At 42.6% G+C, this 12,077-nt stretch carries 11 protein-coding genes and 1 pseudogene; 6 read left to right on the top strand and 6 right to left on the bottom strand.

All coding sequences use genetic code 11. The features are described 5' to 3' along the window. The first annotated feature begins 21 nt into the window (after positions 1–21). Together AHMF7605_RS27215 and AHMF7605_RS27210 are read left to right on the top strand one after the other, a co-directional pair. Positions 22–255: a hypothetical protein gene (locus AHMF7605_RS27215; RefSeq protein WP_106933085.1), complete on the top strand. Its 234-nt coding sequence runs from the start codon at positions 22–24 to the stop codon at positions 253–255. Positions 256–281: 26 nt separating this feature from the next. Next, complete coding sequence (locus AHMF7605_RS27210) at positions 282–1,628, top strand: 4Fe-4S binding protein (protein ID WP_106933084.1); 1,347 nt, start codon at positions 282–284, stop codon at positions 1,626–1,628. Here AHMF7605_RS27210 and AHMF7605_RS27205 read toward each other — a convergent pair whose 3' ends face one another. Together AHMF7605_RS27205 and AHMF7605_RS27200 are read right to left on the bottom strand one after the other, a co-directional pair. Next, complete coding sequence (locus AHMF7605_RS27205; RefSeq protein WP_106933083.1) at positions 1,629–2,651, bottom strand: alpha/beta fold hydrolase; 1,023 nt, start codon at positions 2,649–2,651, stop codon at positions 1,629–1,631. A 220-nt stretch (positions 2,652–2,871) separates the two neighbouring features. Continuing rightward, positions 2,872–3,342 (bottom strand): peroxiredoxin, encoded by a 471-nt coding sequence (locus tag AHMF7605_RS27200; protein ID WP_106933082.1) that lies wholly within the window; start codon positions 3,340–3,342, stop codon positions 2,872–2,874. A 142-nt stretch (positions 3,343–3,484) separates the two neighbouring features. On the opposite strand from AHMF7605_RS27200, the pseudogene AHMF7605_RS27195 reads away from it, so the two are divergent. The 3 genes and pseudogenes from AHMF7605_RS27195 to AHMF7605_RS27185 all read left to right on the top strand — a co-directional run bounded on the left by AHMF7605_RS27195 (position 3,485) and on the right by AHMF7605_RS27185 (position 6,987). Further along, positions 3,485–4,176: pseudogene (locus tag AHMF7605_RS27195) on the top strand (glycosyltransferase family 2 protein). A 3-nt stretch (positions 4,177–4,179) separates the two neighbouring features. Continuing rightward, positions 4,180–5,658 (top strand): cellulose synthase family protein, encoded by a 1,479-nt coding sequence (locus AHMF7605_RS27190; protein WP_106933081.1) that lies wholly within the window; start codon positions 4,180–4,182, stop codon positions 5,656–5,658. 6 nt (positions 5,659–5,664) lie between these two features. Beyond that, on the top strand, positions 5,665–6,987 hold the full coding sequence (locus AHMF7605_RS27185; RefSeq protein ID WP_106933080.1) for a glycosyltransferase family 87 protein: 1,323 nt from the start codon (positions 5,665–5,667) through the stop codon (positions 6,985–6,987). A 27-nt stretch (positions 6,988–7,014) separates the two neighbouring features. Here the strand turns inward: AHMF7605_RS27185 and AHMF7605_RS27180 are convergent, their stop codons facing one another. The 4 genes from AHMF7605_RS27180 to AHMF7605_RS27165 form a co-directional block, all read right to left on the bottom strand. Then, positions 7,015–7,713, bottom strand: coding sequence for a DUF2461 domain-containing protein (locus tag AHMF7605_RS27180; protein WP_106933079.1), 699 nt, complete (start codon positions 7,711–7,713; stop codon positions 7,015–7,017). 196 nt (positions 7,714–7,909) lie between these two features. After that, positions 7,910–8,797 (bottom strand): hypothetical protein, encoded by an 888-nt coding sequence (locus AHMF7605_RS27175; RefSeq protein WP_233219271.1) that lies wholly within the window; start codon positions 8,795–8,797, stop codon positions 7,910–7,912. A gap of 50 nt (positions 8,798–8,847) precedes the next feature. Beyond that, complete coding sequence (locus AHMF7605_RS27170) at positions 8,848–9,696, bottom strand: anti-sigma factor (RefSeq protein WP_106933078.1); 849 nt, start codon at positions 9,694–9,696, stop codon at positions 8,848–8,850. 13 nt (positions 9,697–9,709) lie between these two features. Then, positions 9,710–10,255, bottom strand: coding sequence for an RNA polymerase sigma factor (locus tag AHMF7605_RS27165; protein ID WP_106933077.1), 546 nt, complete (start codon positions 10,253–10,255; stop codon positions 9,710–9,712). A 409-nt stretch (positions 10,256–10,664) separates the two neighbouring features. Here AHMF7605_RS27165 and AHMF7605_RS27160 point away from each other — a divergent pair, with 409 nt between their 5' ends. After that, a complete protein-coding gene (locus AHMF7605_RS27160) occupies positions 10,665–12,029 on the top strand; it encodes an NAD-dependent succinate-semialdehyde dehydrogenase (RefSeq protein ID WP_106933076.1) in 1,365 nt (454 codons plus the stop codon). The last annotated feature ends 48 nt before the right edge of the window (positions 12,030–12,077 follow it).

The following is a 12,077-nucleotide window of genomic DNA, read 5'->3' as shown; positions in this document are numbered from 1 at the left end:
ATTGCTTTAAATTTAAAGAATATGAAAGCCAGTAAGCTATATAATTTCCGGGAGATGAACTCCTACCAATTTATTGCCGTGGTCGGTTTGATAATGACTTTGGCCGCGCACGTTATTTTATTGTTAACCAATAAACATATTGCCAGTTACAATGCTTTATATGCTTGCTGGTTAGGCGTTTTTATCGTGGGAGCCATCATAAATTATAACACCAAACCCGACGATCAGCACGGGCATCATCACCACCACCATTAATCCAGTATTTTAAGTATCTTTAACGCATGGCATTAAACGGTAAAATTAATACGGCGGTTCAGTATACGGACGAAACCGATTGGCTGCAAAAATTAACTTTAAGCGGATTTGGCCTGGGGCTGCTACTTATTTTTTTGAGCGGCTTTCAATCAGCGGGCGAGAAGAAATTTATGTTCTCCGGAATAGTAGTTGGCATTACTGCCTTACTTGTTTACTTTTTGCGGACTTACTTTAAAAACCAGCCGGGCGTAAAAAATAATGGCATTTGGCTCCGGGCTTCTACTAGTCGGGGAACCATTGCTTGGGTTATCGGGATATTTTTAACGGGCTTTTACGTAACTCTATACTGGTGGCCCGATTTAATGATTGGTCTTATCCGTAGTATCGACCCGCTGAGTTTTTGGTTGCGCGGAATTGCTGCCGACCGTTGGTTTTTATACGGCACCTTTTACACGCTGGCCGTCCTGATTATGGGAATTAGGGCTTTGTTAAAATACCGTCATAGCCCGTATCAAATTATCCGCACCTTATCCGTCATGTTTTTCCAGTTAGTTCTGGCTTACTTAATTCCTTACTTTTTAATTCTGTTGAACCAACCAGAATTTTATTTATCCTACTTCTGGCCTTTAAAATATGATTATTTGTTTCCGGGCACGGCAGATTACTTAATTAAAACGCCGGGTGCTTTAGGCGTATTCTTTCTTTTCTGGACTGCCGTAATCTCTTTAATTGGAGTACCGGTATTAACTTATTTTTTTGGAAAACGCTGGTATTGCAGTTGGGTATGCGGCTGCGGCGGACTGGCCGAAACGGCCGGGGATCCGTATCGGCATTTATCGGACAAATCCCGGGCTGCGTGGCGCTGGGAAGTAGCCATTATTTATCCTATTCTGGGTTTTATCGTCCTGACCACTTTACTGCTTTGGCTTAATTCCATAATGGGCGGCGGCTTGCTGGGTCGCCTTTCGAATGAATTTTCCCAAACCTACGGATTTTTTATAGGTTCTATTTTTTCGGGGGTAATTGGAGTAGGTTTTTACCCGATTATGGGTTCGCGGGTTTGGTGCCGGTTTGGTTGCCCTATGGCCGCGTATTTGGGTATCCTGCAAAAACATTTTTCCCGGTTTCGAATCACTACTAATGGAGGGCAGTGTATTTCTTGCGGTAATTGCTCTACCTACTGCGAAATGGGAATTGACGTAAGATGGTACGCGCAGCAAGGTCAACCTATCATCCGGGCTTCGTGCGTTGGCTGCGGCATGTGCGCTACCGTTTGCCCAAGAGGAGTTTTAAACCTCGAAAATGGCCCCCGGGAGGGGCGCTATCAACCTACCGCCCTCATTTCGCCGGAAAGTCTCCGGATTTTGAGTTAATTATTTTAAAAAGCTGGTAACCGCCTTATGAAAAGCTTCCGGAACTTGTAAATGCGGTATGTGGCCTACATTGGGCAAACCCACTAATTTACTGGTTCTGATCTGGTTGACCGCTTTCCGGCCTAAACTAGGGTAATTACCGGCTTTCGCCAAAACGGCCTTATCTTTAATGTTTGCTTTACCTACTACCGTCCGGTCAGCTTGCCCTATTACTAACAAGGTGGGCATTTGTAATTGTTCGAGCTCGTAAATAATTGGCTGCTGGTAAATCATATCGTAAGTTTCGGCCGAAGCCAAAGCTACTTCCGTATAATCTTTACTGCGCGTTTGGGCGGCGGGTACTTTTACCCATTCGTCGTATTCCGGTTGCCACTCCGGAAAATACGTTTTAAAATAATTCCGAATAGATTCTTCGGTGGTTTTAGCTTCTTTCTGATAGGCAATATCTAACGGGGTATACGGCACCAAGGCGCGGTAATCTTCTAACCCTATCGGATTTTCCAATACTAGTTTAACCACTATTTCCGGATACATCAGGGCAAAGCGAGTAGCTAGCATACCACCCATAGAATGACCAATTAAAAAGGCTTTGGTTACGCCTAGGGTATCGAGTAATTGCCGGGTATTAGTGGCTAGTTGGTGAAAACTGTAGTGTAAAGAAGGCTTAGACGATTTCCCGAAACCAACTTGGTCGGGTACAATTACCCGGTAACCCTGACTGGTAAAATAACGAATGGTTTGCCGCCAGTACGCTCCCATAAAGTTTTTACCGTGTAGCAGCAAAATAACGGGTCGCGCAGCATTAAATTTCTCGGGTAAGGCATCCATGTAAGCCATGCGACAGGCTTGGTTTTCAATTTTCAGGTTTAGATAATGCACCGGATACGGATAGGTATAACCCGTAAGGGTGGCATCTAATACTTCCGGCACGGCCGGGGTTTGGGACCATGCGTTTTTAACCAGAAAGCTTATTAAAAATAAAGTTAATAATACCGGCTTTCGCCACTGAATTATTAAAACCATACAAATGAGTAGAGGTAATTTAAGTTTGATTTTTTAAGCAACTTGAATGCACAAATACGTAAACCCTAAAATCAGATAAAGTGCCTATTATACGGCTTTAAATTGTAAAATCTACAAGAAGAAAGAAAATATTCTTTTCGGTGAATAAATTGCACAAAATACCATCATAAAAGCTGCTTCCTAATTCCAAAAGCAAGACACTAACTTATGGAGTATTAAATTACTGCTCCGTGCTAGCAGCCGGAAGTTGCTGCAGAATTTTTAGAGCATTTTGCACATGCTCCAATGGTTTTAGTTGGGAGTTAAAGGCATATTTTATTTCTCCTGATTTATCAATTACGAAGGTAGCGCGACCCGGAATAAGGCCCAAGGTTTTAGGTACTCCGTACATTTTGGCAACTCTACCTCCCGGATCACTTAACAAGGTAAAAGGTAACTGGTATTTGGCCGAAAACTTTTGGTGCGATGCTGAATTATCCGAAGAAACACCTACTACTTCGGCACCTTGTTCCTGAAAAATTTCAAATTGATCCCGGAAAGAGCAAGCTTCTGCCGTGCACCCGCGCGTATCGTTTTTAGGATAAAAATACAACACCACGTTTTTACGATTGCGTAAATCGGCTAAGCGAAACGTTTCGCCTTGGGCATTTTTCAATTCAAAGTCGGGAGCCGCAGTTCCTGGTTGTAACATAATTAGCAAATGAATAGGTATAGGTTAGGTAGTGGCCATGAGCGCCGCTTAAATTTTTACCTGTTATATAACCGATAAATCTGCTTACGGTTTCAGAGTTGCGTTAATTTATTCATCTTTACGCAGGTTTATTTCTGCCGGCATGCCTCTTATTCACGTTATCATTCCTGCTTACAACGAAGAAAAATCAATTGCTCAGGTGATTCAGGCTATTCCTCTTACTCTCGTAACCGAAATAATTGTAGTAAATAATAATTCTACGGATAATACCGCGGCCGTTGCCCAAGCTGCAGGTGCTACTGTTTTATTTGCTCCGGAACCTGGTTATGGTAATGCCTGCCTCACCGGTATCCATTACGTCGTGAGTAAACCACTGGCGGAACAATCCGAAATTATTGTGTTTATTGATGGCGATTATTCGGACTACCCGGAAGAAATGCCCTTATTAGTTCAACCCATTTTAGAGAACCGGGCCGATTTGGTAATTGGTTCGCGGGCGTTGGGTCAGAGAGAAAAGGGAGCCATGCTGCCGCAGCAAATTTTTGGAAACTGGCTGGCCACTACGCTGCTGCGCTTTTTTATGGTGCGCGTTTCACCGACTTAGGCCCTTTTCGGGCAATCCGTACGGACGCTTTACTTAAAATTAACATGCAGGACCGCACTTACGGCTGGACGGTAGAAATGCAATTAAAAGCAACAAAACTTAAGTTACGCTGCCTGGAAGTACCCGTTAAATACCGGAAAAGAATTGGTTTTTCTAAAATATCCGGCACGGTAAAAGGCACCGTTTTGGCCGGTTATAAAATAATTACTACCATTTTCCGATATTTATAGGTGATGACAATTCTGGCTTTACTATTGGTGCTGGTATATGGGTTGTGCCTGGCTTTTATCTTTTGCTACAGCCTGGTCCAAGTGCATTTGGTTTACCTATACCTGCGTTGCCAGCCTGCGCAAAATACTGACTCAACTTCTTTGCTTATATCTGTAGAAGAATTACCCTTGGTTACGGTGCAATTACCCGTTTACAACGAGCGGTACGTGGTGGAACGCCTGATTGATGCAGTAGCCGCTTTTAATTATCCCCCCAATAAATTACAAATTCAGGTACTGGACGATTCGGAGGATGAAACCGGGATGCTAATTGCGGCCAAAGTTGCTTATTACCGAGAAAAAGGCCTTGCTATAACGCACGTCCAACGCCCCACCCGCTCCGGCTTTAAAGCGGGTGCTTTGCAACATGGTTTAGCTACGGCTACCGGCGACTTCATTGCTATTTTTGATGCTGATTTTTTACCTGAACCTGATTTTTTGCGCCAAACGCTTAGTCCGTTCAGTAATCCCCGGGTGGGCGTTGTACAAACGCGGTGGGGACATTTAAACAGCAATTATTCCTTGTTAACCAAGCTGCAGGCTTTTGGCTTAAATGCCCATTTTACTATCGAGCAAACCGGACGAAGTTGCGGCCATTTTTTTATTAATTTTAACGGTACGGGTGGTATCTGGCGAAAGAGCTGCATTTTGGATGCTGGTGGCTGGCAAGCCGACACCCTTACCGAAGACCTGGATTTAAGTTACCGGGCCCAACTCCGCAACTGGGAATTCCGGTATTTGGAACAAATTATTGCACCCGCTGAATTACCCGCCACCATGCCCGCCGTAAAGTCGCAGCAATTTCGTTGGACCAAAGGCGCCGCCGAAACCGCCCGCAAAAATCTGGGGCAGGTATTCCAATCGGATAAATCCTGGTTAACGAAAGTACACGCACTTTTCCATTTAGGGAATAGCAGTATTTTTGTTTGCATTTTCCTTTCTGCTTTCCTTAGCTTACCCGCCCTGCTTATTTGGGAACGTTGGCCGCAATTTCAGTTTTTCTTTAATGTTGGTAGCCTCTTTTTCGTTAGCCTGGCTGGCTTAATTTTATTTTACTGGACTGCCTTTCGCCGAACCAACGAAAAAGGAATAACTTCTTTTTTTAAGTTTCTGCCCCGGTTTTTCTGGTTTCTTACCTTTTCCTTAGGTTTATCGCTGCACAATGCCTTAGCGGTACTCGAAGGTTATTTAGGCATTAAAACTCCCTTTATCCGGACACCTAAATTTAATTTGCAAAAACCCACTGATTCCTGGCAAAATAACGCGTATCGTACTGGTTCCATTAACCTGCTCACTCTTCTGGAAGGTTTGTTTGCATTCTATTTTTTAGGGGGCTTTTTGTTGGCTTTCCACCTTCGGAATTATGGCCTGCTCCCTTACCACCTTATGCTCACCTTGGGTTTTAGCGGCGTATTTATTTTAACGCTGAAACATAGCCGATAGACCTGCATGGCAACTGCTTTATCCCGCACTACCCTTCTATTACTGCTCGTATCGGCGGCCAGTTACTTAGGCTTAGGTTATTTTACCGAGCGATCTAGTTTTATTCAACTACTATTTTTTTTTACGGTAAGTTTTGCGGCTTATTTTCAATTAGCACGGCAGCCATTATCTCTGAAAGTAATTCTTTCTACGGCAATATTTTTCCGGTTTTTGCTGCTGTTTTCCTGGCCTGCTTTGTCCGACGATTATTTCCGGTTTATTTGGGACGGCCGTTTGTTAATAGCCGGTGAAAATCCGTTTTTACATTTACCAACTTTTTACCTCACCCAGCTAAATCAGATTTCGGGAATTAATTTAGAATTGTTTCATCAGCTTAATTCGCCGCATTATTTTACGGTTTACCCCCCGGTTTGTCAGTTTATTTTCGCCTTTAGTGCCTGGCTTTTTCCTGAAAGTAACTGGGGAATGGTAGTATGTATGCGATTTATTCTGATTGTTGCTGAATTAGGTACGCTTCATTTTATAATTAAACTTTTACTACACTACCATATGCCGGTTAAACGGGTAGTATGGTATGCCTTAAATCCTCTGGTAATAGTAGAACTCAGCGGAAACTTGCATTTCGAAGCCTTGGTTTTGGGTTGTTTGTTGGCCAGCATTTACTTATTAAGCCAGCATAAACTTTTACTATCCGGTTGGGCATTTGGGTTAGCTATTGGGGTAAAACTAATACCCCTTATTTTTTTGCCTTTTTTGTTAGCTAAACTTGGGGGGAAGAATTTTTTCATCTTTACTGGAGCCGCCGGATTCATTTTGCTGCTTTTGTTCCTGCCATTTTTATCAAAAGAAATATTTCAGAATATCTGGCAAAGCCTGGATTTATACTTCCAGAAATTTGAATTTAATGCGAGTGTGTATTACGTTTTTCGTTGGTTAGGCGCCATCTGGCTCGGTTACAACATTATTGGCATTCTCGGGCCGGTTTTATCTTTAGTTACTTTCTTAATTATACTAGTAATGGCGTACCGCAGCCGCCAAATTTCGGAACAAAATTTACCTACCTGTTTCCTGTTTGCTTTAAGCGTTTATTTTTTTCTGACTACAACCGTTCACCCTTGGTATTTAACTACCTTGGCGGCTCTTTGTGTTTTTACGCCTTATCGGTATGCTTTAGTTTGGTCGGGAGCCGCGGTTTTGTCTTACGCTACCTATCAAACCCGTACTTACCACGAAAACTTGTACCTGACTGCCTTGGAATATGCTTTGGTTTATGGCTGGTTCATTTGGGAAATACTAGAATATCATAAAAAAAAGTACCCACCCGGGTAGCTCCATAGAAACTAACCGTTCAGAAAATTAATCCCTTTCTGTACCGCCGCTTATTTCCAGCATGGGGTGCATTAAAAAATCTTTTAGCGGCTTTAAAGCTTCCGCTATTTTCAGGCAGTTAGCTAATAAATCAGGTTGAAGTAGTTGTTGGTCCTGGAGCGAGTGAGTGGCTACCCAGCTTTTATATTTCAGGTAATCTAAGGCCGGGTTAGTAGCATCGTACCCTTTGGGAGAAGTTTTCAATTTTTCACCGGCTAATTCCTGCCCAAAACAGTTGGTAAAACTCGTACCCTGTACAATATGTAAGAATTCCTGAAAGTTATAGTCAATTTCTTGGCGCACTGCCTTTAAATGATTAGCCGGTGGCATCCATAAGCCCCCACCCATAAAAGACTGGTTACCCGGACTTAAATGAAAATAGTAACCCGGATAAACTGATTTGCGGCCACCTGGTGCCAGGTAGGCCCCGAAATGATCTTTATACGGTCGTTTATCGTTCGAGAATCGTACATCCCGGTAAATCCGGAAAACAATTTCATTGGCTTTTTGATCCGCCACGCTTTCGTCGAAAGAGGCTATGCCTTTTATCCATTCAGCTACAAAAGATAAAAAATCTTCTCGCGCCAGGTCGTACCGTTTTTTATTTTCCTGAAACCAATTACGGTCGTTGTTATTTTTTAGGTCAGTGATAAATGGCAGGGTATCCGCCTGAAAATGAGTATTCATACTTGGTAAGTTACAAGTTGATTTTAGTTGGAAAGTTAGAAGGTTGAAAAGTTATTAGGATTAAAAATTTAAATCTATTTAAAACTTAATTTATAATCTTTTTTAATTTTAGTATAAAATTACTGTTCCTAAGCCACTAACTTATCAACCTGCAACTTAAAACCTGTAACCTTTCAACTTTCAAACTTTTTAACTATTAATGTTGCCAGTAAGCATAGCGCCGGATATTTTTTAATTCCAGAGTACGGCCATCGTATGCTTTTTGCCGCAATAAGGCGTTCGGGTATTTTTTACTAAACCAATATTGGCTTTGTTTATCCGGTGCAAACTGCACGGTTACCAGCCAGGTTTCTTCCGTAAATTCTTTAGCTTCACTTACCTGAAAAGTGGCCTGGTATAACTGTGGCGGTGAAGCCTTGGAGGTTTGCTGCAGTTCATAAACCGGAGCCTGAAAAGTAAGATTAGCTTTAAATTTAAGACTGCGCAAAGTATAAGGCAATTGGTCTTCGAACAAGGCCCGTTCTTTCAGGGCAATTTCCCCGGCGCCTTGGTTATCCCAGTAGGAATTAAACGCATAAGTAAAACCATTTCCGTTATAGGTAATGGCTTTAAACGTATTTCCGCACCACTCCTGCGACGAACTGGTAAGTTTATGTAAGATTATTGGGTTTTCGCGTTTAAAAAACAAAGAAGTTAAGTAATGATAAGGATAATTTTCGGTAGGAATGCGGGCAAATTCATTTACTTTTATCACCGGAAAAAGATCTTGGCGCCGGTAATCGTCGGTTTTAACGTTGTAGGCTTTATTAAAATCTTCTTTAACGGTAATAAGAGTATAGTCAAACTGCCGGACTTTATTGTAAACCACTCGTTGCGCTTGGTAAGTGGCCACTTCCGCCAGGCCATCGTCCCAAAATTTTTGCCGGGCCCACTCATCATCAAAATAAGACGCATAATCGCCGGCTCTGGTTATACTAGGTTGGTTCGAACAGGCCAGTATCCCCAAAATGAAACTACCAAAAACAAAAAGAAGAGGTTTTACAAAATTGCCTTTAAACCGATTAAATTCATGAGTAGAAACCATGCGGGAAATATATCAGACGGCAACTAAGCTCTCACCGAACAAACTATTTTTTAAATTTGCCCCATCGCTAATAATTTATCCATCGTGGGGATTGGGCTCCCTCCTTTTGGCTCCAGCGTTATGGCAAAAGCCTGGGCATTAGTAATAGTTTTCATGTGCTGAACCTTAGTAGAATCGTTTAAATCCAGCATACCGGCATCAATCGGTTTTCCATTTTCCAGCGCCCATAATTGATACTGCCGATTGGGGGGTGGGACCGGCAAATCCGCCACTTTTAAGAGAACATCTTTGGTGCTGGTGTTCCAGTAAACCACTACGGAAGAGGAAGGCGATTTTGGCAATCCTTTTAAATTTACTTTTTGGGTTTTATTGTGCGTGATAAGTTTTAATTCGGCAGCAGTTAGTTGTAGTTTTTGATTTACCTGCTGTACCTGCTGGGCATATTGGTTTTGAAAAGCTAAAGCTAATTGATACTGATTTTCAGTTCGTTGCCAATTATTATAAAAAAAGATATTAAGGCCGGCACTAATTAAAAGCAAAACCGAAGCCGCAATGGCCCACCAGCTATAATTGGCTGATGGAGAAGAAAGGCTAGGCTCTGCTTCAACCGGTAATTGTAATTGCTTAGCTGCCGACCTTGTGGTAGGAATGGTAGTCGAACCTGCTACATGTATATTAGTAGTAATAGAATCTAAAACTTTTTCTTTTAAACCAGCCGGTGGTTCTACGGCGTGTAATCTTGCGTAGGAATCTAAAATATCAGAAATTGCCTGTAGTTCTGCTTGCACCGGCGGATAAAGAGTTGCCATACGCTCTACTTCTGCTTTTTCGGCGGAAGATAAAAGCCCGGTAGCATATAATTCTAGTACCCCAGATGCTATGTATTCCTGAATATCCAATGTATTTATGTACTTATTTCAATAATTTACTTAATGCTTTAATCGCGGCTCTTGCCCGGGTTTTAACCGTTCCGAGCGGAATTTCCAGTACTTCGGCCACTTCACTTTGCGTAAACCCGTCAAAGTACATCATATCAATTACTTTTTTCTGATCGGGATTAAGCTTCTCGGTTAGTTCTTTTACTCCGATATGCTCCGGCCGAAAACCAGTACTATCGGCCGTATACTGCTGACTTTTATCTAACGTTTGTGTTTTAGAACCTACGCGATACTGACGGGATCGGATTTTATCAATGGCCAAATTCCGGGCAATATTTATTAACCAGGTGAATAGTTTACCTTTACTCGCATCGTAAGAAGAAAAGGAGGACCATATCTTAACAAAACACTCTTGCAGCACATCTTCCGCGACTTCCGTATCTTTTACAATTCGTAAAATAACCCCGTACAAGGCGGCGGAATACATGTCGTATAACTGCGCAACAGCGGCATCTTCCGGCACCCGTAAACGGGCTACCAGTTCCTCTTCTGAAATAGCTATCGGCTGGTTTGGTGACAATTCTAAAAAATTAGTAGTTAGATTTACTTTGGATCAGAAAACCTTTTCAAACTTACAGAATAAATCCGAAAATTATTTATTCAAACTTGATTCCCTATTATTTGTTTTACTTTTTCTAAATTTTATTAAGCAAAACGGATTTGAGACGGTTAATGCATAACAATTCTTGATTTTTAATTCATTCCAACCTACCATGGCTTAAATAAATCCGATTATAAACTAGCTGCTATAAAGGTTGCAAATGGCATAAGTACGTCATCTTTACTTCTCGTTTTTCATTGAGCCAAGTTTACTTCTAAAAATAAATAGTACTTTTTACTTGTGGCGTACCCACCCCACCCCCTGAAGATAAAACCTTAATTGTGATTAAGAGTACTTTTAAGTGCTTTATAAACCAGATAATTCCTTTATGGCTATACAATCATGGAACCCGGCAACCAACGAGGTGCTGAAAGTTTTTTCTGCTCATTCTCCAGACGAGCTGGAAAACTTACTTCAACGTGCTGATTTAGCATTTGTTAATTGGCGGAAAACTCTTTTCAGCGAACGGGCCGAACTTATGCGAAAGGCAGCGCATGAATTGAAAGATAATGTAACTTATTACGCCGAAATAATAACCCGGGAAATGGGAAAACCTATCCGGGAATCAATAAACGAAATTAAGAAGTGCGCCCTTTGCTGCGAATTTTACGCGGAACACGCCGAAACTTATTTACAAGACGAAGCTATTAATTCAGATGCTTCCGTTAGTTACATTTCGTACGAGCCACTCGGCATAATTCTGGCGATAATGCCCTGGAATTTTCCTTTTTGGCAAGTATTCCGGTTTGCGGCCCCGAGCTTAATGGCCGGTAATGTAGGCTTACTCAAACATGCTTCTAATGTACCGCAATGTGCCTTGGCCATTGAAGAAGTTTTCCGAAAAGCTGGCTTCCCGGATGGAGTATTCACCACTACCTTACTTGAATCTGCCGCTATTGAAACCTTGATAAAAGATGACCGGGTAAAAGCCGTAACGCTTACGGGCAGCGAAGGTGCCGGGGCTAGCGTGGCCGCCTTGGCAGGCAGCCAAATAAAAAAAACAGTGCTTGAATTAGGCGGCAGCGACGCTTTTATTGTTCTGGCTGACGCTAACCTGGAAGAAACGGCTACTATGGCCGCTAAAGCCCGCATGATAAATACCGGCCAAAGCTGTATTGCGGCTAAACGGTTTATTGTAGAAGAAAAAATTGCCCCAGCATTTATCCAACGCCTGAAGCGGCACTTACAAAACTTAAAAACCGGTGATACCTTAGACGAAGCCACGGATTACGGCCCGCTGGCCCGCCCAGATCTGGCTGCCTCGGTGCAGCAGCAAGTAGACGAATCTGTGGCGAAAGGCGCTACAGTTTTATTAGATGGCGGCCGACCGGACGAAGAAAGCGCCTACTTTCATCCGATGATGCTCACTGATATTCAACCCGGAACGCCCGCTCACGACGAAGAAATATTCGGGCCAGTGGCTTGTATTTTTGTGGTAAAAGATGCCGAAGAAGCCGTTAAGGTAGCCAACGACTGCCGCTTTGGTTTAGGCGCTTCCATCTGGTCGTGTAATGTACAGGAAGCCCGCCGGCTTGCTCGTCAAATAGAATCCGGCGCGGTATTTATTAACGGAATGGTACAATCGCATCCGGCTTTGCCTTTCGGGGGCATTAAAAAATCCGGTTACGGTCGCGAGTTATCTTACGTGGGCATTCGCGAGTTTGTTAATCAAAAAACCGTCTGGGTAGCTTAAAACAGCCGGCAACAAAAAAAGAGCAACGGTTAACTAAACCGTTGCTCT

This window comes from Adhaeribacter arboris, from assembly GCF_003023845.1.
Taxonomy (GTDB): Bacteria; Bacteroidota; Bacteroidia; order Cytophagales; family Hymenobacteraceae; genus Adhaeribacter; species Adhaeribacter arboris.
Note: the sequence above shows the minus strand (reverse complement) of the source record. Positions and strands in the feature narration are given on the sequence as shown.